The organism is Mycobacterium sp. ELW1 (assembly GCF_008329905.1).
Classification (GTDB): Bacteria; Actinomycetota; Actinomycetes; order Mycobacteriales; family Mycobacteriaceae; genus Mycobacterium.
In genome coordinates, this window is sequence record NZ_CP032155.1 from 605,211 (window position 1) to 630,723 (window position 25,513).

General features: G+C 67.1%; 22 protein-coding genes. 16 read left to right on the forward strand and 6 right to left on the reverse strand.

All coding sequences use genetic code 11. The annotated features are described in order from the left end of the window. The first annotated feature begins 61 nt into the window (after positions 1 to 61). From D3H54_RS02675 to D3H54_RS02700, 6 genes are read left to right on the forward strand one after another with little or no spacing between them, the layout of a single operon-like run. Positions 62 to 1,279: an FAD-dependent monooxygenase gene (locus D3H54_RS02675; RefSeq protein ID WP_149377742.1), complete on the forward strand. Its 1,218-nt coding sequence runs from the start codon at positions 62 to 64 to the stop codon at positions 1,277 to 1,279. Further along, positions 1,279 to 2,697 carry an alpha/beta hydrolase domain-containing protein gene (locus tag D3H54_RS02680; protein WP_149377743.1) on the forward strand — a complete coding sequence of 473 codons (1,419 nt, stop codon included), beginning with the start codon at positions 1,279 to 1,281 and terminating at the stop codon, positions 2,695 to 2,697. Before D3H54_RS02675 ends, D3H54_RS02680 begins: the two co-directional genes overlap by 1 nt. Positions 2,698 to 2,756: 59 nt before the next feature. Next, the gene (gene ttfA / locus D3H54_RS02685) at positions 2,757 to 3,542 is read left to right on the forward strand and encodes a trehalose monomycolate transport factor TtfA (protein WP_036342971.1); all 786 of its coding nucleotides are present in this window, start codon (positions 2,757 to 2,759) and stop codon (positions 3,540 to 3,542) included. 17 nt (positions 3,543 to 3,559) lie between these two features. Beyond that, positions 3,560 to 4,336, forward strand: a complete 777-nt coding sequence (locus D3H54_RS02690; protein WP_149377744.1) for an SDR family NAD(P)-dependent oxidoreductase — start codon at positions 3,560 to 3,562, stop codon at positions 4,334 to 4,336. Beyond that, a complete protein-coding gene (gene pyrE / locus D3H54_RS02695) occupies positions 4,323 to 4,883 on the forward strand; it encodes an orotate phosphoribosyltransferase (protein WP_149377745.1) in 561 nt (186 codons plus the stop codon). Before D3H54_RS02690 ends, pyrE begins: the two co-directional genes overlap by 14 nt. Before the next feature lie 8 nt (positions 4,884 to 4,891). Next, entirely contained in the window at positions 4,892 to 5,665 is a 774-nt protein-coding gene (locus D3H54_RS02700) for an FAD-dependent oxidoreductase (RefSeq protein WP_149377746.1), read from the forward strand. A 1-nt stretch (position 5,666) separates the two neighbouring features. Here the strand turns inward: D3H54_RS02700 and D3H54_RS02705 are convergent, their stop codons facing one another. Genes D3H54_RS02705 through D3H54_RS02715 form a run of 3 tightly spaced genes read right to left on the reverse strand, consistent with a single transcriptional unit; the run spans position 5,667 to position 10,413 of the window. Continuing rightward, complete coding sequence (locus tag D3H54_RS02705) at positions 5,667 to 7,517, reverse strand: putative bifunctional diguanylate cyclase/phosphodiesterase (protein WP_149377747.1); 1,851 nt, start codon at positions 7,515 to 7,517, stop codon at positions 5,667 to 5,669. Beyond that, positions 7,514 to 9,661: an Rv1355c family protein gene (locus D3H54_RS02710; protein WP_149377748.1), complete on the reverse strand. Its 2,148-nt coding sequence runs from the start codon at positions 9,659 to 9,661 to the stop codon at positions 7,514 to 7,516. Before D3H54_RS02710 ends, D3H54_RS02705 begins: the two co-directional genes overlap by 4 nt. Continuing rightward, positions 9,658 to 10,413: a hypothetical protein gene (locus tag D3H54_RS02715; protein WP_149377749.1), complete on the reverse strand. Its 756-nt coding sequence runs from the start codon at positions 10,411 to 10,413 to the stop codon at positions 9,658 to 9,660. Before D3H54_RS02715 ends, D3H54_RS02710 begins: the two co-directional genes overlap by 4 nt. 767 nt (positions 10,414 to 11,180) lie before the next feature. On the opposite strand from D3H54_RS02715, the gene D3H54_RS02720 reads away from it, so the two are divergent. The 3 genes from D3H54_RS02720 to nhaA are packed head-to-tail and all read left to right on the forward strand — an operon-like array spanning position 11,181 to position 14,758. Then, positions 11,181 to 11,825 (forward strand): TrmH family RNA methyltransferase, encoded by a 645-nt coding sequence (locus D3H54_RS02720; RefSeq protein WP_149377750.1) that lies wholly within the window; start codon positions 11,181 to 11,183, stop codon positions 11,823 to 11,825. Positions 11,826 to 11,840: 15 nt separating this feature from the next. Then, entirely contained in the window at positions 11,841 to 12,947 is a 1,107-nt protein-coding gene (locus D3H54_RS02725) for a glycoside hydrolase family 76 protein (RefSeq protein ID WP_149377751.1), read from the forward strand. Continuing rightward, positions 12,944 to 14,758: a Na+/H+ antiporter NhaA gene (gene nhaA, locus D3H54_RS02730; protein ID WP_149377752.1), complete on the forward strand. Its 1,815-nt coding sequence runs from the start codon at positions 12,944 to 12,946 to the stop codon at positions 14,756 to 14,758. The genes D3H54_RS02725 and nhaA overlap by 4 nt, the downstream gene beginning before the upstream one ends. A gap of 12 nt (positions 14,759 to 14,770) precedes the next feature. On the opposite strand, the gene D3H54_RS02735 is transcribed toward nhaA, so the two are convergent. Beyond that, positions 14,771 to 15,670, reverse strand: a complete 900-nt coding sequence (locus D3H54_RS02735) for an SDR family NAD(P)-dependent oxidoreductase (protein WP_149377753.1) — start codon at positions 15,668 to 15,670, stop codon at positions 14,771 to 14,773. Between the two features lie 60 nt (positions 15,671 to 15,730). Here D3H54_RS02735 and D3H54_RS02740 point away from each other — a divergent pair, with 60 nt between their 5' ends. From D3H54_RS02740 to D3H54_RS02770, 7 genes are all read left to right on the forward strand, one after another. Further along, positions 15,731 to 16,174: a nuclear transport factor 2 family protein gene (locus D3H54_RS02740; RefSeq protein ID WP_149377754.1), complete on the forward strand. Its 444-nt coding sequence runs from the start codon at positions 15,731 to 15,733 to the stop codon at positions 16,172 to 16,174. Positions 16,175 to 16,178: 4 nt separating this feature from the next. After that, complete coding sequence (locus D3H54_RS02745; protein WP_149377755.1) at positions 16,179 to 17,348, forward strand: sulfotransferase family protein; 1,170 nt, start codon at positions 16,179 to 16,181, stop codon at positions 17,346 to 17,348. Continuing rightward, positions 17,345 to 18,607, forward strand: a complete 1,263-nt coding sequence (locus D3H54_RS02750) for a DUF1214 domain-containing protein (protein ID WP_149377756.1) — start codon at positions 17,345 to 17,347, stop codon at positions 18,605 to 18,607. Before D3H54_RS02745 ends, D3H54_RS02750 begins: the two co-directional genes overlap by 4 nt. Continuing rightward, positions 18,607 to 19,434: an oxidoreductase gene (locus D3H54_RS02755; RefSeq protein WP_149377757.1), complete on the forward strand. Its 828-nt coding sequence runs from the start codon at positions 18,607 to 18,609 to the stop codon at positions 19,432 to 19,434. The genes D3H54_RS02750 and D3H54_RS02755 overlap by 1 nt, the downstream gene beginning before the upstream one ends. Before the next feature lie 92 nt (positions 19,435 to 19,526). Next, positions 19,527 to 20,687: an XdhC family protein gene (locus tag D3H54_RS02760; RefSeq protein WP_149377758.1), complete on the forward strand. Its 1,161-nt coding sequence runs from the start codon at positions 19,527 to 19,529 to the stop codon at positions 20,685 to 20,687. 118 nt (positions 20,688 to 20,805) lie between these two features. Further along, positions 20,806 to 21,510 carry an SRPBCC family protein gene (locus D3H54_RS02765; protein ID WP_149377759.1) on the forward strand — a complete coding sequence of 235 codons (705 nt, stop codon included), beginning with the start codon at positions 20,806 to 20,808 and terminating at the stop codon, positions 21,508 to 21,510. Between the two features lie 617 nt (positions 21,511 to 22,127). Then, the gene (locus tag D3H54_RS02770) at positions 22,128 to 24,401 is read left to right on the forward strand and encodes an Ig-like domain-containing protein (protein ID WP_149377760.1); all 2,274 of its coding nucleotides are present in this window, start codon (positions 22,128 to 22,130) and stop codon (positions 24,399 to 24,401) included. 20 nt (positions 24,402 to 24,421) lie between these two features. Here D3H54_RS02770 and D3H54_RS02775 read toward each other — a convergent pair whose 3' ends face one another. Both D3H54_RS02775 and D3H54_RS02780 read right to left on the reverse strand, forming a co-directional pair. Continuing rightward, the gene (locus D3H54_RS02775; RefSeq protein WP_149377761.1) at positions 24,422 to 24,670 is read right to left on the reverse strand and encodes a hypothetical protein; all 249 of its coding nucleotides are present in this window, start codon (positions 24,668 to 24,670) and stop codon (positions 24,422 to 24,424) included. Positions 24,671 to 24,809: 139 nt separating this feature from the next. Continuing rightward, entirely contained in the window at positions 24,810 to 25,466 is a 657-nt protein-coding gene (locus D3H54_RS02780) for a VTT domain-containing protein (protein ID WP_149383307.1), read from the reverse strand. Positions 25,467 to 25,513: the final 47 nt, after the last annotated feature.

Consider the following 25,513-nt stretch of genomic DNA (forward strand, 5'->3'; position numbering starts at 1 on the left):
CGTTAAGTGAGCTCGCGACGGATATGCTTACCGACCGTTAAGTAAGTGAATGGAGGCCACCATGCGCGTACTCGTCTCAGGAGCCAGCATCGCCGGACCCGTGCTGGCCTACTGGCTCACCCGGCGCGGCTTCGACGTCACCGTCGTCGAACGCGCTGCGGCACTGCGCAAGACCGGCGGTCACGCCGTCGACCTGTTCCGGCCGGCGATGGAGATCTCCGAGCGGATGGGGGTGATCGAGCAGGTGCGAGCCCGCGCGACCGGCACCACCCGGATGATCCTGCAGCGCACCGGAGGACGCCCACCGGTCGACGTTGATTACCTGAAACTGGTCGGCGTCATCTCGGACCGGCACGTCGAGATCATGCGCGACGACCTGAGCCAGATCTACTACGACGCCGGCCGCGGCGATGTCGAGTACCTGTTCGGCGACCAGATCACCGCGATCGCCGACGACGGCACCGTCGACTTCGCCCACGCCGGGCAGCGTCGCTACGACATCGTCGTCGGGGCGGACGGTCTGCACTCCGGTGTGCGACAACTCGTCTTCGGTCCCGACGCCGCGCACAGCCGGTTCCTCGGCGGCTACCTCGCCGTGCTCTCGGTACCGAAAGACTTTGCGCGCGATGGTGAAATGACGAGCTTCATCGACACCCGCCGATGGGCGATGATCTATACCGCCGACCACCTCGACGATGCCCGTGCGGTGTTCCTGTTCCGGCCCGAACAGCCGCTGGACTATCACCATCGTGACGATGCGCGGCAACGCGTACTGCTGCGCACCGCGTTCGCCGACCTGAACCCGACCGTCGATCGCTGGCTCGCCGAACTCGACGGCCCCGGCTCGTTCTACTTCGACTCCATCACCCAACTGGAGTTGACCAGCTGGTCGCGGGGCCGGGTCACGCTGGTGGGCGACGCTGGGTACTGCCCGGGACCTGCCGTCGGCGGCAGCACCAGCCTCGCGGTGCTGGGCGCCTACGTGCTGGCCGGTGAACTCGAGCGGGCCGGGGGCGACCATGTCGCGGCGTTCGCCGCGTACGAGGCGGTGATGGCCGATCCGGTGCGCCACAGCCGAGCGTTTGCCCGCACGGTGGCCAAGACCCTGGTGCCGCGTTCGGAATTCGGGGTGTGGGCCCTGGTCACCGCGGGCCGCGTTCTGGATGCGCTGCCGGCCGGGCTGACCAGGGCCGTCGCCAAGCTCAACGACAGCGGCGTGCGGTTGTACGACGCCATGGGTTACCCCGACTACCCGGTGCCCGCCTCTGCTATTGATTGATGGTGCCGACCACTGATCCCGTCATCGTCGCGGTCCCCGGGCAACCCAATCTGCTGCTCGGCGCCTACGACCTGGCGACGCTGGGATACCGCGCCGACGAGTTCTTCGTCTCGGGCACCGCGGCGTCCTACGCGCCCGACCACTCCCCGGGTCGCTCCGCTCTCCCCCTAGCCTTCGGCGGGGCGGTACCCCCAGCCCACCGGACGGAATCAGCGGACTACACCACCCGCATCGTGGTCCTGCGGCCGGTGGACGACGCTGCCTGGAACGGGACCGCCATCGCCGAATGGCTCAACGTCAGCGGCGGAATCGATGCCCCCGCCGTCTGGTTCATGGCGCACCGGGAGATCGCCCGCAGCGGGTACGCCTATGTCGTGGTCTCCGCCCAACGGGTCGGGATCGAGGGCGGGCTCAGCCTGGTCGGCGATGCGTCCCTGAAAACACTGGATCCGCAACGCTATTGCGACCTGAGCCACCCGGGCGACGCGTACGCCTACGACATCTTCACCCAGGTGGGCCGGGCCGTTCGTGCCGGCGCGGTCGACGGCCTGACCCCGGACGTCGTGCTGGCCGCCGGGGAATCGCAATCGGCCACCTTCCTGACCACCTACGTCAACGAGGTCGATCCGGACGCGGCGGTGCTCGACGGCTTCCTGATCCACTCCCGGTTCGGCTCGGCGGCGCCGCTGGACGGGACCTCCCTGCTCGACGAATCCGGCTCGTTCCACTCCGTACCGGTGCCGTTCCGCGCCGACCTGCGGGTGCCGGTGCTGACGGTGATCACCGAGACGGATCTGCTCGGCGCCCGGCTGCTGGGCTACCGCCATGCCCGCGTACCGGACGCCGAGCATCTGCGGGTCTGGGAGATCCCGGGCTCGGCGCACGCCGACAACTACACGATCCGGGTCGGCTTCATCGACAACGGCACCGTCCCGCTCGAGCAGATCGTGGCGGCCTACGCGCCCACCAACGACCTGATGGGCCAGCAGCTGCCGCACTACATCAACTTCGCCCCGCAACACCACTACGTGCTGCAGGCCGCGGTCGCGCAACTGCATGACTGGGTGCGCACCGGAAGGCCGGCGCCGAGCGCGCCGCGGATCGACCTGACCGACACCGAGCCCGCTGAACTCGTTCTCGATGCGCATGGTGTGGCCACCGGAGGCGTGCGAACGCCCTGGGTCGACGTGCCCACGGCTCGGACATCGGGGGCCGGCAGCGACGACAACGTGCTGCTCGCCATCTTCGGCTCGGGACAGCCGTTCGACGCCGCGACGCTGGCCGAGCTGTATCCGGGCGGCGGCGCCGAATACCTGGAGCGGTTCACCGCCGCGCTGGACGATGCCATCGCGGCCGGCGTCCTGCTGGCGGCCGACCGCGCGGAAATCCTCGAACTCGCCGAGGCGACCGGGCCGTAATAGGTCTGTGACCTGCTGGAGTTCTCGCTTCCGGGCAGTGAGCAGATACGCTAGGCCTAATGGTTCCGTTCTGGTTCACGCTGTCCGCGCTCTGCTTCGTGGGTGCGGCGGTGCTGTTGTACGTCGACATTGGTCGTCGACGTGGTTTGGGCCGCCGCCGTAAGTCCTGGGCGCGGTCGCACGGGTTCGACTTCGAACCCGAGTCCGCCGAGATCATCGACCGCTGGAAGCGCGGGGTGATGTCCACCGTCGGCGATGTCACGGCCCGCAACGTGGTGCTCGGGCAGATCCGCGGCGAGGCGGTCTACATCTTCGACCTCGAAGACGTCGCCACTGTGATCGCGCTGCACCGCAAGGTCGGCACGAACGTGGTGATGGATCTGCGCCTCAAGGGCATCGCCGAGCCGCGGGAGAGCGACGTCTGGCTGCTGGGCGCCATCGGCCCGCGGATGGTCTATTCGACCAACCTCGACGCCGCCCGCCGCGCCTGTGACCGCCGGATGGTGACGTTCGCCCACACCGCGCCGGACTGCGCCGAGATCATGTGGAACGAGCAGAATTGGACGCTGGTCTCCATGCCGATCTCGTCCACCCGGGCCCAGTGGGATGAAGGCCTGCGCACCGTGCGGCAGTTCAACGACCTGCTGCGGGTGCTGCCCCCGACCGTGCAGCCGGCTCTGACTCAATCCGCCGGGCGGCGCAACGCCTCCCCGGGTCGCCCGCTGGCCCCCGCCGGCCGCCGGGAACTGCCGCCGGGACACGTCGATGCTCCGCCGCCGCTGCGCCCGCAGCAGCCGCGCAGTGTCGGCCAGACCGGCACTCAGGCTCCCAACTACCAGCGCTGACCCGGTAGGGTCGCGGCGTGCCCCGTCCTGTTGCCCTGATCACCGGCCCCACCGCGGGACTCGGTGCGGGCTACGCCCGCCGCTACGCGCGGGACGGCTACGACCTCGTTCTGGTCGCCCGCTCCGTGGATCGACTCGAGGACCTCGCCGCCGAGCTGAGAGCCGCCCACGGTGTCGACGTGGAGGTGCTGCCCGCCGACCTCACCGAGGCTGCCGACCGCGCGCGAGTCGCCGACCGGCTGGCCGCCGGGGTACAGGTGCTCGTGAACAACGCCGGGTTCGGCACGTCGGGTGAATTCTGGACCGCCGACCCCGCCCAGCTGCAGGCCCAGCTCGACGTCAACGTCACCGCCGTCATGCACTTCACCCGCGCGGCCCTGCCGTCGATGATCGAAGCCGGCTCGGGCACCGTCATCAACATCGCCAGTGTCGCCGGTCTGCTGTCAGGTCGCGGGTCCACCTATTCGGCGTCGAAGGCCTGGGTGGTGTCGTTCACCGAAGGGCTCGCCAACGGTATCGCCGGTACCGGCGTCGGCATTCACGCCGTCTGCCCCGGATTCGTCCACACCGAATTCCATGAGCGGGCCGGCATCGACATGAAGTCGATCCCGAACATCTTGTGGCTCAACGTCGATGACGTTGTCGCCGAAAGCCTGGCCGACGTGGCCAAGGGCAAGGTCATCAGCATTCCCGGCCTGCAGTACAAGGTACTGACCTCGGTCGGCCGGCTGGTTCCGCGGGGCCTGGTCCGCGCGGTCAACAACACGATGGGAAGAGGCCGTGGGCGCACCTGAACTCAACGCCACCGAACGCGCCGAACTCGCCGAGCTGGTCCGCCGGCTTTCTGTGGTGTTCGGCCGGGTGACCCTGTCGTCGGGCAAGGAAGCCGACTACTACGTCGACTTACGCCGCGCCACTTTGCATCACCGGGCCGCCCCGCTGATCGGTCGGCTGATGCGCGAACTGACCGCGGACTGGGATTACACCGCCGTCGGCGGGCTGACCATGGGTGCTGACCCGGTGGCCAGCGCGGTCATGCACGCGCCGGGCCGCCCGATCGACGCGTTCGTGGTGCGTAAAGCGGTGAAAAGCCATGGGATGCAACGTCTGATCGAAGGCGCGGAGGTATCGGGCAAGCGAGTCCTGGTTGTCGAGGACACCAGCACCACCGGCGGCTCCGCGCTGACCGCCGTGCAGAGCGTGCGCGAGGCGGGCGGGATCGTCGTGGGGGTCGCGACGGTGGTGGACCGGGCAACCGGGGCCGCGGAGGCGATCGAGGCCGAAGGGGTGCCCTACCGAAGCCTGCTGGGTCTGGCCGACCTGGGTCTGCCGACCACCTGATACCTCCGGTGAAAAACGACGAGGAGCTCATCGAGGCTTCGGAATGGCAGTGGGACGACGTCGTCGACGTGATCTGCGCCGGCGCCGGTCCCGGCGCGCTGGCCCACGCGATCTGCTGCGCCGACCACGATTTGGACGTCGAAATCGCTGACGCTGAGATCGGCTGGCAGGCATTGGATCCCGATACGGCTGCCTACCTGGAATCGATGACCGAAGACCTCGGGCTGGCAGGTACGCCGGCCCGGGACCTCGAGCTCACCGCGGTTCGGGTCCAGCCGGTGCCAGCCAAGACGGATCGTCGCGCCACGATCGAGCCGTTCTTCGGCTCCCGGTTGCGCGATTGGTCGGTGCGCTGCCTCGCCTCGCCGTTCGGTGTGATCTACAGCCACGTTCCCGACATCATGACTCCGATGCGAGCCGAATCCGCCGAGACCGTCCGGGTTGCGGTGCTGGGCGACTACCGGCCCGACGCGGACCGTCCCGGCCGGGCGCTGGCCGAGTGGCTGCGTGAGCAGGCTGATGACCGCGACATCTACGGTGCGAGCGGTACGGTGTTGCAGCGGTTGATCTTCGAGTACGGACGCATCGCCGGCGCGGAGTTGTCCACGCCGCAAGGATCGCGACTGGTACGCGCGACCGCAGGCGTGGCGTTGTCGATCGGGCCGTGGCCGGCCGAGACCGACTGGCCCGTCCAAACGGGTCTGGCCGACGGAGCTCAGGTCGCGGTGGTGAGCCGCACTGCCAGCCGATTCGGCCGCGTCGAACTGCTGTACAGCTTCTGAATCAGTTCCGGACCGGCACGGAAAAGTCGAGTGGGATAACCCTTTTGGCGAACAGTTCGGCCATGGCGGCGCTGGGGATGGGCCGGGACAACAGGAAGCCCTGAGCGCGGTGGCAGCCGTGTTGGAGCAGCGTCATCGCCGCCGTCGGCGACTCCACGCCCTCGGCCACCAGTTCGAGGTTGAACGCCTCGGCCAGCGCGATGATCGCTCGCACGATCGCCAGGTCCTCGGGGTTGGTCCCGAGTTCGAGGACGAAGCCCTTGTCGATCTTGAGGGTGTCCACCGGAAGCGACTTCAGATGGGTGAGCACGCTGTAGCCGGTGCCGAAGTCGTCGATGGCGATGCGGACCCCGACCTCTTTGAGCCCGGCCAGGGTGATTCGAGTGGTTTCGATGTCCTGCACCACAACACTTTCGGTGATCTCCAGACACACCGACTTACCGTCGAGGCCGAACTCGGCGATCGTGTCGCGGACCGATGCGACGAATCCGTCCGCGACCAGCTGGACGGGCGAGACATTGATCCGGATGACCGCGTCCTTGGCGATGCCGCTGGCCTGCCACCGACTGAACTCCTCGCACGCGGTACGCATCACCCAACGGCCCAATTCGCCTGCCAGATTGATGGATTCGGCGACATGGATGAACGAGTCCGGCAGCAGCAGGCCGCGGGTCGGGTGCTGCCAGCGCACCAGCGCCTCGGTCGCCAGGATCTCCCCGGTGCGCATGTCGACCTCGGGCAGGTAGTGCAGGATCAGCGACCCGGTATCGATCACGTCCTGTAGGTGCAGTTCGATGTCGTTGCGGAATTCGCTTCTCAGCGACATCTCGTCGGTGAAGACCGCGATCTTGTTGCCGCCGGCATTCTTGGCGTTGAGCACCGCCTGGTCGGCGCGCCGTAACAGGTCCGATGTGGTGTCCCGGCCCGGAACACCCACTGCGACACCGGCACTGACGGTGCGGGTGAGCGTCTCGCCGCCGATGGTAACCCGGTCGCGCAACGAATCCTGCAGCCGGTGGGCCAGTGCCTCGGCGGCTTCGGCGTCCACCGAACCGGCCGGCACGATCACGAACTCGTCACCACCGAGGCGGGCGATCACGTCGCCGTCGCCGGTCTCTTCGCGCAACCGTTCGGCGAACGCCTGGATGAACCAGTCGCCGGCGTGGTGACCGAGATAGTCGTTGATCGCCTTGAGCCGGTCGAGATCGAGGAACAGCACCGAGACCGGACCCGGCTCCTCAGATCGCAACCGCTCATCGAGATGGGCCAGCAATGCCCGCCGGTTGTAGAGCCCGGTCAGGTCGTCGTGCTCAGCGAGGTAACGCAGCTGGTCTTCGGCGACCACACGCGCCTGCACCTGGGCGAACAGGGAGGCGATCGCCTTGAGCGCGTTGGTTTCCTCGGGTGTCCAATCCTTGATGCCAATCTTGATGAAACCCAGGCACCCGGTGGTGATTTCACCCGACAGCAACGGCACTGACGCCAGCGAGGGAAGGGTCACACCGCTGGCCTCCTGGACCCGGCGCTGATAGTCCTCGGCGTCATCGGGGGCGGGCTCGGGCGAGAAGAAGACCGGTTCCTTGGCATTCTCCGCGGCCGCGAAAATCGGGTCGGCGCCATCGAAGTAGACGACCCCGAGAGGATCGGGATCCGGCACGTCGGGGCGCGGCGGCCACTCCGCGACGAGCACGGTGGCACGAATCGCGTGGTCGTTGTACCGCAGAAAGCTGAAGTCGACACCGAACGAGGCCACCAGGTCCGCGAGGACATCCTGGCTCACCTGAGCCGAGGTCGCGGATGTGGCCGCCATCAACTTGGCGGCCACATTCGTGACGAGGGTGTCGAGGCTCATTCCCCGAGTGTCCCCCCAACGGGGGCGCGACGGCTACTGCGCAGCGACGGCCGCGGCGCATGGCTGAACCGGAGCACCAGTGCCTGAGCCTCATTCGGCGCGGTCGATGTCAATGCGCGGAACCGGTGTTGGAGGTCTCGCAGCTGCATGACATATTCGGCGGCCAATTCCTCCAGGTCCCGGTCGTCATGGGCGTACAGGAATACCGGCGACACCGGCTGGACGCCCAAGCCGAGCCGCTGGGCGGCGACCCACACCGATTCGACTGCGGCGCCGCCGCGGGCATAGTCGGTCAGCGTGCTCCCGGCGAACGTCACGACCCCGAGCGCCGAGCTGGACAGCACTCGGTCGGTCACGTCTTGTCCGAGTGCCTCACCTGCATCCCATTGCGCCAAGCGGGCCATCACGTCCCCGCGGCGCAATACATCCAGAGTGGCTAGGTCAGATGGGGCCAGCCCCAGGGTGCGGATGTCGAGTCCGTCGGAGGCGTCGTCGCCGGGCCAGCGCACTTCCGCGATCATCTCGGCGTGCAGACGCGGCTGTAGGTAGCGGATCCGGTCGGTGGCCGCCAGAATGGCGGCCACCTGTTCAATGTCGGGACGCTCGGTCAGCAGCCGAAGCGTGCCGCCCTCGGACTCAGCTGCCGCCTGCAGATCGGCGACGATCGCCGGCGTCAGGTGCGTGGGTGTGCCGCGGTGGCGGTTCGTCTCCCGCTCCAGCATCGGTTGGTAGAGCGCGGCCAGGGTGTCGTCGCGGCCCGCCGCCAGTCGAACGATGGCATGCAGCGGTGCGGTCGCGTCGTTGTCCTCCGAGATGTCGACCGGCCCCAGCATGCCGAGCGCCGCGGCGGCGACGCGGGCGTTGAATGTGGCCGCCCCGACCGCGACGGCGCTGCCCCGGTACGAGACGTCCATCGTCGAGGTGTACTCGGGGTCCAGCTCGACGGTCACCGAGTCATTGTGCGACATGATGTTCCACGGCTGCATGTTTCCCCCGGACGGGGCGCAGCGTGCCGCCGCCGCGACAGCATCGGCGGGCGTGTTGTCGGCTTGTTCTACCGGGCAGGCGGTGACGGCAGGAGCCGGTTCGGGCCGCCGCGCGGGTTCTTCCACGTTGTCCAGTGAGTGGGACACGTCGATGCGCACCCGGCCCGACGGCAGTCGTTCGCCGAGGCCGATCCTGCGCACCGCCTCGGCCACCGTCGCCGCACCGACGGCGATGTCACCGGCGACTTGGGGCCACGTGGACAGAGTGCGGCCGACTTCGACCAGTGAGGCCGCACCACGCGCGGAGAGCCGGCCCGCGTCGATGATGCTCAGTACGTGCGGCACTTTGTCGGTACTGCTCAGGCCGGCGAGCTCGGCAACACCGATGGCGCCAAGCAGGCCGTGCAGGATCGGCCGGTCCGGTTCGAGGTCGAAGCGTTCGACGTCGATCAGGCCGCGATCGCTGCTGGCCATCAGGACCGGGATGCGGCGGGCACGAGCCGCCTCTCGGACCGCCGCCTTGATGTCGAGGGAATCGCACTCCTCGACGGCGATGTCCAGTCCGTCGAGGAAACTGCCCATGGTGTCCATGGTCAGCCCGTCGGTCAGCACGCGCACGCGGAGGTAAGGGTCGAGTTCGGCGATCCGTCGCGCCGCCACGATCGCCTTGTTCACGCCGATGTCGAACACGGTCGCGGGGACCCGGTTGAGGTTGGACAGTTCCAGAGTGTCGAAGTCGGCCAGCCGCAGCTCGCCACACAATCCCTGGGCCGCAAGGGTGTGAGCGATCGCGTGGCCGACCGACAAGCCCACCACGCCGATGGTCAAGGCAGTCAGCCGCTGTTGTTCAGCCAGCGTGATCATGTTGCGGTTGCGGTCGAGCCGCAGGCGGCGAAACGCTTGCGGGCCCGGCACAGCCACCACCGAGTGCCGCCACGGGTAGTGCGCCCAGCGCATCGGCTCGGCGAGTAGTTCAGGTTCCACCGCTGGTCGAAGCGACCGGAGTGCGGCGGTGAATTCCGAAGAGCCATCGATGAATTCGGTGCGCGCATCGGCGCGCAACCTAGCCAGTATGGTTTCGTCGTGGGGATCGTTGTCGAGCAGAATCCGCGCGTTGTACGCGTCTGCGCCGGTGCCGGCGGAGACGTCGAAACTCACATGCCGCTCCCGTACTGCATGCCGAAGCCGCTGAACTCGTCAGAAATCGTGGCCAGCATGCGCATCTCCTTGACGATCTTGGCCAACTGCCCCGGCTCGGCGTGATTGGCGAACGTGCGCCTATCCCACCACATCATCTTGGTGCGGTAGCGATCGCTGGGGTAAGCCGCTGCGGGGATCTTGGTGGCCACCACGCCACCGGAGGTGCTCCACCGGTCCAAGACGTGCGCGGCCGCGGTCGCCAGGATGAACTGCGCCCCCAGCAGAGTCATCGTCGGGAAGGCGGTACGCGCGAACGTCCGGGTGAGCTCACCGCTGCGGGCCGGGTCGTCACTGACCCAGGCCGACTTCATCTCGACCACGCCGAACGGCAGGCGGTCGGTGATCATCTTGCGGACGGTGTCCTGCCCGGGCTGGCCGTCCCACTCCACGATCGCGTGCGATTCGTCGGCACGAAGGTACGGGCCCTTGGCCCGTAGCCCGCCGAGCATTTTTCCGTTGTCGTCGAGAGCGGTGTAGAACAGCGTGGTGTCGCGGCCGTCCCGGAACGAGTCGATGTCGAGCGCCGCCTCCACGCCGTGCTTCGCATAACTATTCAGCGCACCCTGCAGGTAGTCTTCCCACAGCCCGGGTTCGCTGTCCGGTTGAGCGAGCACGATCGTGCACCCGGTATCGGCGTCGCGCCAGCTAATGGTTTCGGGCAGTGTGTAGAGCTTTTGTTCCGGAAAGGCCAGCACGGAGGCGTTCATCATTTCCCATCTTTTGAGGGGCCTGCGGTAGGGGGTCCCGCAGCGGGTAACGAGGTGGAACATGGGTTATTTATTCGAACTTGCAAATATCAGTATCTCGCCGAAAGGTGCCAAGACTCCAGCCGTTAGCCGGAAAACCGCTGGTTACCGGGGGTAGCCGACGAATTCCGCAGTGCGCCCCGGCCGATGCGACGGCTTGCGTGAACACCTGTGCGCACAGAATTCCTGGTCAAGGGCGGCGCACCTGCCGAGGGGGCTGGAGACCCTAGACTGCGTATCGACCGGGACCGATCTGTTATTACCGGTGCCGTGGCGGGCGCATGGTATGTGCCGGGCGTGATCCAGGGGGCAGAAAGGGCGTTGGGTGACCTGTATCGCACCGGTGTTGCGGCCCCTCGGGACCCGTGCGCGGCGACCGAGAATCACTGCCCCCGCCGCGGCAATTCCGGCTGCCATCAGCCTCATCTGCGCAACCGCGTGCGCAGAGTCCGCCAGCAAATCGAGCTATAGCGCCGTTCAGCCAAAGATCGGTGACTTGTTGGCGCAGCTGGGCTGGAACGTCAGAGTTGCTGGATTTCGCCGGAACGGCGAATTCGTGTTCGTCGACATCGACGCCGCCCCTGGCGATCCGACTGCGACGCACCCACAGCCTGCCGACCGTCGAGTCGGTCTCTACGGCACGCCGGCACAGTGCTGAACCCGACATGCGGCCTATGGTGCCTCCGTGCTGATCCTGCCGGAGGTGTCGCTCGATGCGCTGTGGGTCACCCGTGACTGACACCGGTCCCACCGAGTGGAGCACCGGCGCCCCCGGTGTCGGACCCTGGGTGGGCGAGCTGCCCGACGATCCCCGCTACGACGCAGACCTGTTGCGCCAGGGCGACACTCGCAATGTCGTCGACGCCTACCGGTACTGGACGCGGGACGCGATCATCGCCGACATCGATCGGCGCAGACACGCCTTGCACATCGCGATCGAGAATTTCGGCAACGACGCCAACATCGGCGCGGTGGTCCGCACCGCCAACGCATTCGCTGTCGACACCGTGCACATCGTCGGCCGGCGTCGGTGGAATCGCCGCGGCGCCATGGTCACCGACCGCTACCAGCGGCTGGCCCATCATGAGAGCACCGAGGACCTGCTGGCTTTCGCCGCCGGTGCCGGACTGACCGTGGTCGCCGTCGACAACGTCCCGGGCGCGGTACCGCTGGAAACCACCGTGCTGCCCCGGGATTGCGTGCTCGTCTTCGGGCAGGAGGGGCCAGGAATCTCCGACGCTGCCCAGACGGGCGCGGCGGTCACCGTGTCGATCGCACAATTCGGGTCGACGCGCAGCGTCAACGCCGCCGTGGCGGCCGGCATCGCGATGCACGCGTGGATCAGGCAATGGGCCGACCTTTCGCAGGCCTGGTAGGGCAGGATTGACGGCATGGACCAGCTGTGGGCGAACCGCGCTGCCAGTGCCGAAACAGCCGTCGCGAAGCGACACCTGCGCCGGCTCTGGGGGCTGCCGGGAACGCAACTCGGCGTCGTCGCCTGGCCGTCCACCCGCCGGGATCGGTTGTTCGGCACATGGCATTACTGGTGGCAGGCGCATCTGCTCGACTGTCTGGTCGATGCACAGGTGCGTGACCCGCAGCCGCACCGGCTCGGCGAGATCACGCGGCAGATCCGCGGGCACCGGCTGCGCAACAACGGACGCTGGACCAACAGCTATTACGACGACATGGCCTGGCTGGCTTTGGCGCTCGAACGCGCCGATCGCGTGGTCGGGGTGGGACGGCCGCGTGCACTGAAGACAGCCCAAAGAGTCCTGTGCGACCAGTTCATCGCGTCCTGGGTGCCCGAGGACGGTGGCGGAATCCCTTGGCGCAAACAGGATCAATTCTTCAACGCTCCCGCCAACGGGCCGGCCGGGATCTTCCTGGCCCGCTATGACGATCGGCTGCGCCGCGCCCAGCAGATGGCCGACTGGATCGATGAGACCTTGATCGACCCCGAGACCCACCTGGTGTTCGACGGCATCAAAGCCGGCTCGCTGGTGCGTGCCCAGTACACCTACTGCCAGGGCGTGGTGCTGGGACTGGAAGCCGAGCTGGCCGCACGCACCCACGACGACCGGCACGCCGGCCGGGTGCAACGGCTGGTCGCGGCGATCGGTGAGCACATGGCGCCGGACGGAATCCTGACCGGGGCCGGCGGTGGCGACGGTGGGCTGTTCGCCGGGATCACCGCCCGCTACCTCGCGCTCACCGCGACAGTCCTGCCCGGCGACGCCACGGCGGACACCCGCGACGCTGCCCGCGCGATCGTGCTGGCGTCGGCGCAGGCGGCGTGGGACAACCGCCAAAGCGTCGACGGTATGCCGTTGTTCGGGCCCTCCTGGGGCAGCATCGCCGAGGTCCCCACCGCGGGCGGTGGACAGGCAGAGTTCGTCGAGGGTGCGGTGAACTCGTCGCAGACACCCGAGCGCGATCTGTCGGTGCAGCTGTCGGGTTGGATGTTGATGGAGGCGGCGCATACGGTGACAGCGTGAGAGGTAGCCGGTTGGGTCGCGACCCGACAGCGAAACGCTTTGGCGAGAACGCCGCCGCGGCCCTGCTGCTGACATTCACCCTCGCGGCCATCCTGTGGGCGAATTCGCCCTGGGCGCACACTTATTCCGAGTTCTGGGAAACGCACGTCGGTCTCAGCTTCGGGAACCTGCACGGCGAGCTGACGGTCAAAGAGCTCGTCAACGACGCACTGATGGCGTTCTTCTTCTTCATCGTCGGTCTGGAGGTCAAGGCCCAGTTCACCATCGGTGAACTGACGGAGCGCTCCCGCGCCCTGGTACCGGTGGTCGCCGCGATCGCCGGCCTGACGATGCCTGCGCTGATCTTCCTGCTGTTCAACCCCTCTGGTGAGGACGCCAGCGCGTGGGGCGTCGTCATCTCCACCGACACCGCGTTCCTGGTCGGTGCGTTGGCTATCATCGCGCCCAAGTATCCGGCGCGGCTGCGGACGTTCTTGCTCACGTTGGCCGTCGTCGACGACGTGGGCGCACTGGCCGCCATCGCGTTGTTCTACTCCGAACAGATCCGGGTCGTCCCGCTGGTGGTCGCCGTGGCTCTCGTCGGTGCGCTGATCGGCGTGCGTTACCTACCGGCTGCCCTTCGCGGGGTGTCGTATTCGATTCTGGCCGTTGCCCTATGGCTGGCGCTGTTCGCCGGCGGGGTGCACCCCACCCTCGCCGGTGTGGTGGTCGCCTTGGTGATCCCGGTGTTCACGCCCGAGCGTCAACGGGTGGAGGCGGCCGTCGACGTGATCCGGGCGTTCCGCCAGTCACCGAACTCGGAGTACGCCCGCGCCGCCACCCGCAGCCTTCGCGACTCGATCTCGATCAACGAGCGGCTGGTGACCGGGTTCGGACCGTACGTCTCGTTCGGCGTGCTGCCGTTGTTCGCGTTGGCCAATGCCGGTGTGCGGCTGGACGCCGACACCGTGCTGGCGGCTGTCCGCTCACCACTGACCTGGGGTGTGGTGGCCGGCCTGGTACTCGGCAAGCTGATCGGCATCACCGGGGCGACCTGGATCGTGCAGCGCATCGGGCTGGGCCGGCTGTCCCCGGGCCTGACGTTGCGGCGTGTCGCCGGGGGTGCGGCACTGTCCGGTATCGGCTTCACCATCTCGCTGTTCATCGTCGACCTGGCGATCACCAACCCGCGTTCGGCCGATCTGGCCCGCGTCGGCGTCCTGGCGGCGTCGGTCATCGCATTCACGTTGGGGTGGGCGGTCTTCCGGCTCACCGACAAGCTCAGCCCACCGGTCCCGGTCGGCCACAAGCTGGTCCGCGACGTCGACCCGGAACGCGACCACATCCGCGGGCGGGTCGATGCGCCGCTGACCCTGGTGGAATACGGCGACTTCGAGTGCCCGTTCTGCAGCCGCGCCACCGGATCGATCGATGAAGTCCGCGAGTACTTCGGCGACCGACTGCGTTACGTGTGGCGGCATCTGCCGCTGGAGCGGGTGCATCCGCGCGCCCTGGATGCGGCCCGGGCCAGCGAGGCCGCCGCACTGCAGGGCAAGTTCTTCGACCTGGCTGTGCAGATGTTCGAGTTTCAGGACCACCTGGAATGGCAGCACATCTACCGCTATGCCGACCAAGCCGGTTGTGACATAGCCCAATTCGACGATGATCTGCATTCATCGCGGGTGCTGCACCGGGTCGACGACGACGCCCAGGACGCCGAGCTGATGGACCTCAACGCGACGCCGACATTCTTCGTCAACGGCGTTCGGCACCGCGGGCCGTGGGATGCGGCCAGCCTGATCCGAGCTCTGGAGGCCGGCCGGCCCAACTGAGTAGGCTGAGCGCTAGACCGGAATCGTTGTGCCGGTTTCTTTTTCGGCGAACTGCACCACTCGGGCCGCCGCGTCGTAGTCGCACGCGCCGGGGGAGCGACCGATCAGCGCGGGCTCGCCGCGCAATCTCATCCGGGCGCTGGCCCCGACGTAGCTGCCGGGCGGGATCGGCTCGCTGATGCAGTACAGCGTCGGTGCTGCGCCCTGGTCGATGTCATTGCCGAACCGGTCGGCCACCCCCTTGGCCACCGTGTGCGCCAAGGACATCAGCGGTGAATCGGACGTCTGCGTCAGGTTGGAGGCCACCCAGCCGGGATGGACCAGTTGGGTGACGACGCCGGAGTTGGCGGCGCGCAGCCGCCGGTCGAGCTCCAGGCCCCACAACATCATGACGAGCTTGGAATGGGTGTAGGCGCCCATCGACGTCCACTTGGTGTGACGCAGGTGCATGTCGTCGAGGCGGAGCGTCGCCTGGCGGTGGCCGTCGGAGGAGACGTTGATGATCTGCGAACGCACCCTGGCGAACAGCAGGTTCGTCAGCGCAAACGGGCCGAGCACGTTGGTGCCCAAGGTGGTCTCGAAACCGTCGACCGTTTCGTGGCGCTTGTCGGTCAGTGCTCCGGCGTTGTTGATCAGGATGTCGACGTCGCCGTCGAGCCGGTCGCCGAAGCCGCGGACCGATGCGAGATCGGCCAGGTTCAGCTCGATCACCTCCGTGGAGCCGTCGATCTCGGCGGCGCGCTGCTCGCCGAGGGCGGTGTTGCGCACGGCCATGATCACGTGGGCACCCGCGCGGGCCAGGGCCCGCGTCGTGCCCAACCCCACACCGTTGGTCGCGCCTGTCACGATGATTCGCTTACCGCTGAGATTGCCGAGCCGGGCCGGCGACCACTGAGTCACGCGGGCGAGCATAGCGGCAATTCTGGACAAACAAGCCCGTCTAAGCAATTGCTCTGCCATCATCCCTAAGACATGAGTGACAGTGCGCAAGCGATCACCAACCTCATCTACGTCTATGCCGAACTGATCGACGCCGGCGACCTCGACGGAGTCGCCGACCTGTTCGCGTACGGGCGCATCTGCGGCGTGGAGAACGGGCCGCCCGAGACGGTCTTCGAGGGCCGGGACCGGGTGCGCGGCATGTACGAGATGGCCACCCGCATCTACGAAGACGGCACGCCGAAGACCAAACACAACACCAGCAATGTGCAGCTGTACGTCGACGACGAGGCCGGCACCGCCCGCAGCAGGTCGTATTACTGCGTCACCCAGGCCACGCCGGAGCTGCCGTTGCAGGTCATCGTCACCGGGCACTATCACGACACCTTCCACCGGATCGACGGCCAGTGGTGGTTCGACTCGCGCACCATGTTCGTCGACCAGGTCGGCGACGTGAGCCAGCACCTGAAGTTCTGAGCCGATGGCCGGCACCTTTGCGATGGCGGGCGTCCTGGCCGATGCGCAGCGCAAGGAAGGACGCAGCGAGTGGGGGCCCGGGGACTTCGAGGAACCGTTGGGCGTCCTGCTCGACGACTACCCACGCGCGGGGCTCAACGCGATCGGCGAGCACATCCTGCGATCCGGCATCGTGCACAGCCTCCGCATGCGGCTGCGCACTCAGGCCTGGGTCGAGCGTCATCCCGAGATCCTGGATGAGCAGATCGAGGCGCCGATCGTCGTCGTCGGGATGATGCGCAGTGGGACCACGCTGCTGCAGCGCCTGCTCGCCGCCGACACGAGGCTGCACTGTGCCCGCGGCTGGGAGGTGGTGGAGGCTGCGCCGAAACTGGACCACGACTTCGCCGGTACCGACCCGCGCATCGCGATCAGCGAAGCGCGGGAGAACAAGTCCCGCGAGCTCGCACCCGAACTGTTCGCCATCCATCCGATGTATGCCAGGGAGGCAGAGGAAGAGATCGTCTTCCTGGCCGACGCGTTCCTGTCGCATGTTCCGGAGTCCGGTGCCAACCTGCCCAACTACCGATCCTGGCTCAACACCCAGGATTTCGCGCCGGCCTACCGTTATCTGCACCGCATGCTGCGATTCCTGCAGTGGCAGCAGCGCCGCCGTGGAATCACCGCCGGGCGCTGGGTGCTGAAATCGCCTGCCCATCTGGGATACCTCGACGCGTTGCGCGACGAATTCCCGGGCGTACACGTCGTACACATGCATCGCGATCCGCGTACCACCGTCGCCTCCGGTGCCAGTCTCAACGCGACCCTGCACGCCATGCACGCTGACGAGGTAGACCCGCGGCGGGTTGGTGCGCAATGGCTGGAGCGGATGGGCTGGACCAACGACCGCGCGATGGCCGTGCGGGACAGTTGGTCCGACGAGTCGGTGCGGGTCACCGACATTCAGTACGAGGATGCGGTCGCCGACCCGATCGGTCAGGTGCGTCGGGTGTACGACGCCGTCGGGCTGGAGCTGACCGACACCGCGGCCGCCGCGATGTCCGGCTGGTTGGCCAGCCGGCCGCGCGAAGTTCCGCGCCCGCCGTACGACCTGGGTGCGTACGGCCTCAGCGACGGACAGGTCGATGAACGTTTCTCGTTGTACAACAATCGTTTTCGAAAGGACAACCAATGAGTGCCGACGACCCGGTCGCGACACCCTCGCAGCACGAGCAGGAGCTGGCCGCGCTGGAGCTGACCGAACACCCGACCGTCAAAGAGGCTTACCGGACGGTCGCGGAGAACTGGCTGAGCCGCGCCAAAGCCTCCGACGCCATGCGGGAGCGGTTCGACGCCGCGTTCGCCGAAGTGATGTTCTCGGCGGCGGTGTGGTCGTCCAACCAGGACAAGCTGCGGCCCAAGGTCAGCTGCATCACCCGGCTGGCGCACCCGGTCGGTGATCGGCAGATTCCCGGATCTCGTTGGGGCATCGACAATCCGGACACCGTGTACCGGGTGATCCCGATCTCCGGTGATGAGCGCTACGAGATCCGCGGACGAGTCGGCGAACACCGAATGACCGAGAACTACTTCACGCTGTGGGACGCCAACATGGGCACCGTGGCCGTGCTCAACGGTAAGACCATGGACGTCGACAGTGACGGCAGCTACACGATCACCGTGGATTCCGAGCCTGCCAACGGGCGGCGCAACCACGTGCAGACCACTCCCGAGGCGCACGAGTTCTATATCCGCGATGTGCTCTTGGACTGGGCCAGTGACGATCCCAACCACATCACCGTCGAGCGTCTCGGTGGCGCGCCGGGCACACCGGCCCGCACCCTCGACGAGCAAGCCGAGGCGACCGCGGCGATGATGGCGTATTTCGCGAACTTCACCGGCAAGCTCAGCCACGGCATCTACAAGATGCCGGCCAACCACTTCAACCTGGCCTGGTCGGCGGACAAAGTGGGCGCGATGAAGAATCAGGTGTACGTGATGGGCCGGTTCGACCTCGGCCCGGACGAGACGTTCGTGGTCAACGTCAACGACGGTGGCGCCGAATACTTCACGGTTCCGCTGAGCAACATTTGGGGCACCACATTGAACATTGTCGACCGCACCGGCAGCCTGAACAAGGCGCAGTCGGTGCCCAACGACGACGGCAGCTACACCTACGTGATCTCGCCGGTCGATCCCGGGGTGGCCAACTGGATCGACTCGGATGGTCTGCGGGAAGGTGTGCTCACATTGCGGATGGCGGAGTTCGCCGAGGGCGGTCCGACACCCGATCTCGGCGCGACCGGTCGTGTCGTCCCGCTCGACCGGCTCGACGACGAGGAGCCCGGCCTCGCCCGCGTCACCGCCGAACAGCGGGCCGAACAGTTGGCGTCGCGGCGGCAGGCCTATCTGCGCCGGCTACCCGAAGGCACCCCCAACGAGAGGACCAACTGATGGCACGCTGGCTGGTCACCGGCTGCTCCACCGGCTTCGGACGCGAAATCGCCCGTGCCGCATTGCAAGACGGCAACCAGGTACTGGTCACCGCCCGCCGCGCGGACGCCGTGACTGATCTGGTCGACGAGTTTCCGGACCTCGCCGTGGCCGCCGCGCTCGACGTGACCGACACCGATCAGATCGCGGCCGCTGTCCGCGCCGCCGACGATGCCTTCGGCGGTGTGGACGTACTGGTCAACAACGCCGGACACGGCTACCTGTCGGCGGTCGAAGAAGGCGAAGACGCCGAGGTGCGAAAGCTGTTCGAGGTCAACTACTTCGGCTCCGTCGACATGATGAAGGCGGTACTTCCCGCCATGCGGGCCCGCGGTTCGGGGCACATCGTGAACATCTCCTCGATGACCGGTCTGGTGGCCAACCCGCCCAATGCGTACTACTCGTCGACCAAGTTCGCACTGGAGGCCGTCAGCGAGGCGCTGTCCGCGGAGGTGGCGCCCCTGGGCATCAAGGTGACGCTGATCGAGCCGGGCGCGTTCCGGACCGACTGGGCGTCGCGTTCGATGAAGGAGTCCAGCGCCCCGATCACCGAGTACGCCGACGTGGCCGCACGTAAGGATCTGATCAAGCAGTTCGCCGACCATCTGCCGGGCGACCCGCGCAAGGTCGCCGACGCTGTTCTGATGGTGACCAAGCTGGACGAGCCTCCGCTGCGGCTGCTGCTCGGCCGGGATGTCCTGAAGGCGATGCGGGACAAGATCGCTGCTCTGTCGGCGTCGATCGACCAGTGGGAAGCGGTCACCAAGGACGTCAACTTCCCCAGTTAGCGGCCCCGGATAAGTGAGGGGCAAACCCTCGCTACCCCATTGCTTTTCATGAATGTGTGCCGGTAACCGCGATTCGGCTTACGTTTGATCTTGTGCAGGACGTTCTTGCCGAGCTTGCGGCGATCTGGCGGACCGGCGGGACAGCCGGGCTGGCCACCGTCGTGCGCACGTTCTCTTCGGCGCCTCGACAGCCCGGTGCGGCGATGGTGGTGGCCCCCGACGGAGCCGTCAGCGGCTCGGTGTCGGGCGGGTGTGTGGAAGGCGCGGTCTACGAATCGGCCACCGACGTCGTCGCCACCGGGGTTCCCCGATTGGAGCGCTACGGGGTCAGTGACGACGACGCCTTTGCGGTCGGGCTGACGTGCGGCGGGACCCTCGACGTCTTCGTCGAGCCCATCTCGCGCAGCAGTTTTGTTCACCTGGACCGCGTGCTCGACGCCATCGCCGAGCACCGGCCGGTGGCGGTCGCCACCGTGATCGCCCACCCGAACCGTGAGTGGCTGGGGCGACGGTTGGTCGTCGAACCGGAAAGTGCCGACGGCACTGTAGGTTCGGCGCGCGCCGATGCCGCCGTGACCGACGACGCCCGCGGCCTGCTGGCGGCAGGTCGCAGCGAGGTGCTCAGCTACGGCCCGGACGGTCAGCGCCGGGGCGAAGGCATGGAGGTGTTCGTCGCCTGTCACGCGCCGCGCCCCCGGCTGCTGGTGTTCGGCGCCATCGACTTCGCCGCCGCGGTGGCCCAGCAGGGCGCATTCCTCGGCTATCGCGTGACGGTCTGCGACGCCCGCGGCGTGTTCGCCACACCTGCCCGATTCCACACCGCCCACGAGGTGGTCGTCGACTGGCCGCACCGCTATTTGGCCGCCCAGGCGCAGGCCGGGGCGATCGACTCCCGCACCGTGATCTGCGTGCTCACCCATGACGCCAAGTTCGACGTGCCGCTGCTCGAGGTGGCCCTGCGGCTTGACGTCGGCTACGTCGGGGCGATGGGATCGCGGCGCACCCATGACGACCGGCTGGCTCGGCTGCGCGAGGCAGGCCTGACCGATGCGGAGCTGAGCAGGCTTGCCAGCCCGATCGGACTGGACCTCGGAGCCCGCACTCCGGAGGAGACCGCGGTGTCGATCGCCGCCGAGATCATCGCTCGCCGATGGGGTGGCGGGGGGCGTCCGCTGTCGGAGACCGACGGCCGGATTCACCACGACGACGAGCGCGACAGTGCCTCGGTGACAGCGGAATTGAGCGATATCTGAGTCGCTGGCGGCGCTGCTCTATCACATCAGGGGTCGGTGCAGCGGCCCACCACAGGGGGCTGGCAGTGTGGTGCGCAACGAGTTCCGTACCGCACTCGCCACCGGATGAGGAGAGCCCATGAAGATCGACAACGAGTTCACCGTCAGCGTCCCGATCGCGCAGGCTTGGGCAGTTCTCAGCGATATGGAGCAGGTGGTCCCGCTGATGCCGGGCGCTGCGCTCACCGGCCAGGAGGGCGACGACTACCTGGGCAAGGTGAAGGTCAAGGTCGGACCGGTCACCAGTGAGTTCAGCGGCAAGGCGCATTTCGTGGAGCGCGACGAGTCACAGCATCGCGCCGTCGTCGACGGGCGCGGCAAGGAGGCCCGCGGCACCGGCAACGCGGCGGCCGTGGTCGTCCTGCAACTGCACGAGGCCGGTGACCATACCCGGGTCAGCGTCGAAACCGATCTGAAGATCGTCGGCAAGCTGGCCCAGTTCGGCAGCAGCATGCTGCAACAGGTGTCGGAGAAGTTGCTCGGGCAGTTCGTCGACGCACTGGAAGCCGAGCTGGCCGCGGGCTCGGAGGTGCCGGAAATCCCCGAGAGCGCTGTCGAAGCCGCCCTCGACACCCCGGCGACGCCCGGTGCCGCAGGGCTGGGCACCGCGGCGGCGACGGCCGCGCCGCGGGTCGCGCCCGCAGCCACGCCCGCCAAGGAACCGGAACCGATCGACCTGCTGGCGTTGGCCGGCGGCACGTCGATGACCAAGTACGTGGCGGCCGGCGTCGCCGCCCTGGTGCTGTTGATCCTGATCGCGGTCGTCAGCCGACGGCGCGACTGACCTCACCGGTGTCGCCGCGCCTCTGCCAGTGAGACGTAGGTGCCTGACTTGCTGCGGGGGCAGGCTTTTGTCGGACGTTGACTAGATACAATCATGCCGGTATGTTTTTGCGATGTCCGTCACAGCGGGATACCGACGTGACGTACGCCATACCCCAGGGCGACGGCGCCCTTCGAGATTGGACTACGTCAATGGCCAACCCCCCCGACCCCACCGCAGTAACCCAGCCCGTTCGTCGTGGGCATCCGGCCAGCGGCATCAACGTCGCGTCGGTTGGCGTGCGTGCGGCTCAGGTGGGCGGGCTCGCAGTGGCGGCCTACGTCATGACGGCCGTGACTGCCGGCCTCGGCATCGCCTCCGCTGAGGCAGGGGACGAGGCGGGTAGCAATGTCACAGCGACGAGCCAGCACGACACGCATGCGGCGAGTGCGAACAGGGTCGGGCCGCGCGCCGGTTCCCGCAACTCGGCGCGGCGGCCCGCTGCCGCTGACCGCGACACGGCCCCCTCGTCGGCGACGAACCAATCGTCAGGTGCTCCGTTGTCGAGACCGTCGTCGCCGAAACCGCCGAAGAGCACCGGAGGCTTCCGGGCCTCGTCAGCCGACAGGCAATCGCGCGTGAGCTCTACCGCCACCAGTGCCCCCGTCACCACCGCGACCAACATCGCCGCGCTCGCGTCGAGCCCCTTCGCGACGCCGGCGCAGCCCATCCGCGCGCAGCTGGATTGGTCTCCACTGACCTGGATTCGGCGGACGTTCTTCAACCGACCGCCGGTGGTTCACTACCGTGCCAGCCTCAACTCGCAGGACATGAGCAACGGCGTGATCACGGGTAACATCGGCGCAGTAGACCCGGACCGAGATCGCTTGACCTACAACGTGATTGCGGATCCTAAGTACGGGACCGTGGACATCGATCCACTCACCGGGAATTTCACCTTCACCCCGACTGCGCTCTTCGCTGAGTTCGGGGGAGCCGACGCATTCACCGTCAAGGTCAGCGACGGCCGGTTCCATCCGCTGTCGGTGCTGTTCTCGCCAGATCGCGGCACTCCGACACCCCGGCTCGCCGTGGCCGTCAAGTCCCTGCCGGATGTCTCGCCGTCGTCCCCGCTTGAACCGTTCACCGTCGAGAAGGTGATCGAGTTCGACGTCCCGGACGGCGTGGTCGTCAATGGTGCGGACCTGACTCCCGACGGTGACCATCTACTGCTGTCCGTGACTATCGCCGGCAAGACGCAGATCGCTGTCAGCAACTTGGATGGTGGTGACTACCAGTGCGTTTCGTGCGGTTTGGTCACCAATGCCGCCAAAGCTATTGCGCTCGAAGGTAATCAGAAGATCTGGTTCGCCAGCACCTCCGGACAGCAATCCGCCGATGATCCGCTTGGCGGAGCGGGCTTGATCAGCTACGCGATTCTGGAATGTGAAGGCTCGATCTCCTCGTGTGCCAACCCCACCGTCAAGAAGGTGGAGTTCCCCTCGGATCGGGGCCCGATGGCCGCGAGCACCCAGAATCGGGAGGCAAAGCCAGACCCGTTCGGCGAATACGTGACGTGGACCGAGAACACACCGATCACCGGCCCGCGGATGAGTATCGCGAGGCTGGTCGCCACCGACACCGGGTACAAGCTTGTCGATCAGCGGATCTTTGCGCCGCAATGGGACGAAAACGCCGAATATGCACAAGATTTCGCCAATGCCACGCGCTTCTATGAGGGCGGCAGTTGGCATGCCGGCGGGCGGTATCTGAAGTACCAGACCACCACCACCGGGCTCAACTACGACATCTATCTGCTGGACACGCTCACCGGTGAGCGGCGTCAGCTCACCACGGACTTGGACTACAACGAGTCCGGTGACGTCGCCCCAGACGGCCGATCGGTCTACTTCAGCTCAGCGCGCGGAGCTGACCGCATGGATGTGTTCACCGCCCTGCAGCGGCCCTCGCTGCTTGACGTCGCGGCATTTCCCCAGATGGCCCGGGTGAGTCTGTGGAACAACCGGCGTGCGATGAACGAGCCATGGGTGATGAACCTCGATGACGGTCAGCAGCTGGGAAGCTACTCAGGTCAACCCGTCATCATCGACCCCGACTGGACGATTCGTGGCTGGAGCTGGTTCCCCGATTCCACCCGCGCCCTGATCAACGAGCAGCAGCGTCCGGACACCGTGACCCCCGGCGCGCCCGACACCCCCTGGCGCTTCAGCATCATCAGCTTCCCCACCCGCGAGGCGACGACCCCGCTGGCGCCGGTGCACCAGGATCCCGACGCCATCGCCAAGTGGTCGGTGCCGGTCGAGGAGTACACCCCGATGATGGGCCGTCAGGTGCCGTCGCGAGTCCTCAAGGGTAAGGACTCCGGAACGGCAACCCTGCAATACAGCGGGACGTTCGCGTCGGGTTCGTACTCGGTGACCTATGACAATTACTCCGATGACGGCAAAACCTTCATCAACGGCACCGAGAAGGTCACCGTCGTCAACCCGATCGGTAATGCCACCTGGACTGCCGATCTGACCAGCACCGGGGAACGCAGCGGCTACCTCAAGGGTTCGATCAAAGCCGGCAAGGCCAACGCGTTCTCGGGCACGGTCTCGTCGGAGATCAACGGCGTGAACTACAGCGGCGTGCCCGTCCAGACCGATTTCCCGGTCATCAACCAGCCTCAGCTTGCGATCTCGTCATTCGACAACCGAGTCCGGGTGACCGCCACCGTCGCCGAGGACGGTTACTCCCGAGCCGTCCGTGGCGCAACGGTGACGGTCGGATCCACGACGGTGACCACCGACGAGCGCGGCTTCGCCCAGATCGTCTTCGTCCCAGGTGACACCATCACCGCCGACGCCGGCGGTTTCCAATCGGCCAGTCAGCAGGTGCCTTCCGCCTGACCGGCGCGACTGACCGCCGGTTACGGGACCGCTTTGTCCTGCGGTGCGGCGACCATGAGCGGGCCGCTCATCGACCCGTCGACGGCCGACTTGTAGTCGCCCTGCGTGCCGTCGGCGTCGATCCCCGCGCCGCCGGCACCGCTGTCGCCGTCCTGCACGGCAAACGTCGTGGTGGGGCTGCCGGCCGCCGCGACGCCGATTCCGCCGAAGAGTGCGGCGAGACCGATGCCCGCCGAAGCTAGGAGTCCACTGAGGATGATCTTGACCATTTGCTGTGACCTTTCACGCGATCAGCGCAAACTAGCTGCCGATGCTGTGAGGATCGCTGTGCGCTAGCTGGCAAACGGCTGGGTCACCTGCACGTGTGCCGGTCAGAGCGGTACCGCAGACGAATCTACGGGCAAATTTTTACGACCCGGAAACCGGATCTGTCGCATCCCTGGCGGCTTTGCGCCGCTTGTACCACTCCCAGATCATCGGGGTGATCGACGCGACCGCGATGAGGATGAAGATCGGCTCCAGCAGCTTCTGGATGATCTCGAACTGCCCGAGCCCGTAGCCGAGCAGCGTCAGGCCGACACCCCACAGCACCGCACCGATGACGTTGTAGAGCGTGAAGACCGTGTACTTCATCTTCGCCGCGCCCGCGGTGATCGGGGCCAGGGTTCGCACGATCGGGACGAAGCGAGCCAGCACGATCGCGAACGGCCCACGCTGCTCGAAGAAGAGGTGCGCCTCGTCGAGGTAGCGCTGCTTGAGGATGCGTGCGTTCGGTTTGAACATGGCGGTGCCCAGGAAGCGGCCGACGACGTAACCCACCTGGCCCCCGAGCACGGCGGCGATCGGGATGAACACCAGCAGCTGCCACAGCTGGAAATTGGCATCCACCTCGGCGCCCTGTGCGGCGGTTCCGGCGGCGAGCATGCCCGACACGAACAACAGGGTGTCGCCCGGGAGCACGGGGAACAGCACGCCGGACTCGATGAAGACGACGACCAGGATGCCGACCAGGGCCCAGGTGCCGAACTGCTCGATCAGCTTGAGCGGGTCGAGGAAATCGGGCATGAGCGCCAGGGTGGTGGTGGTCACGAGGCACAAGGGTACCGGTGACG

Coding starts and splice junctions, on each gene's coding strand:
- D3H54_RS02765 (WP_149377759.1), top strand. CDS start 20,806: ATGAAGATCGACAACGAGTTCACCGTCAGCGTCCCGATCGCGCAGGCT.
- D3H54_RS02745 (WP_149377755.1), top strand. CDS start 16,179: ATGGCCGGCACCTTTGCGATGGCGGGCGTCCTGGCCGATGCGCAGCGC.
- D3H54_RS02675 (WP_149377742.1), top strand. CDS start 62: ATGCGCGTACTCGTCTCAGGAGCCAGCATCGCCGGACCCGTGCTGGCC.
- ttfA (WP_036342971.1), top strand. CDS start 2,757: ATGGTTCCGTTCTGGTTCACGCTGTCCGCGCTCTGCTTCGTGGGTGCG.
- D3H54_RS02680 (WP_149377743.1), top strand. CDS start 1,279: ATGGTGCCGACCACTGATCCCGTCATCGTCGCGGTCCCCGGGCAACCC.
- D3H54_RS02740 (WP_149377754.1), top strand. CDS start 15,731: ATGAGTGACAGTGCGCAAGCGATCACCAACCTCATCTACGTCTATGCC.
- D3H54_RS02735 (WP_149377753.1), bottom strand. CDS start 15,670: ATGCTCGCCCGCGTGACTCAGTGGTCGCCGGCCCGGCTCGGCAATCTC.
- D3H54_RS02705 (WP_149377747.1), bottom strand. CDS start 7,517: ATGAGCCTCGACACCCTCGTCACGAATGTGGCCGCCAAGTTGATGGCG.
- D3H54_RS02725 (WP_149377751.1), top strand. CDS start 11,841: ATGGACCAGCTGTGGGCGAACCGCGCTGCCAGTGCCGAAACAGCCGTC.
- D3H54_RS02750 (WP_149377756.1), top strand. CDS start 17,345: ATGAGTGCCGACGACCCGGTCGCGACACCCTCGCAGCACGAGCAGGAG.
- D3H54_RS02715 (WP_149377749.1), bottom strand. CDS start 10,413: ATGATGAACGCCTCCGTGCTGGCCTTTCCGGAACAAAAGCTCTACACA.
- D3H54_RS02775 (WP_149377761.1), bottom strand. CDS start 24,670: ATGGTCAAGATCATCCTCAGTGGACTCCTAGCTTCGGCGGGCATCGGT.
- D3H54_RS02780 (WP_149383307.1), bottom strand. CDS start 25,466: ATGCCCGATTTCCTCGACCCGCTCAAGCTGATCGAGCAGTTCGGCACC.
- D3H54_RS02755 (WP_149377757.1), top strand. CDS start 18,607: ATGGCACGCTGGCTGGTCACCGGCTGCTCCACCGGCTTCGGACGCGAA.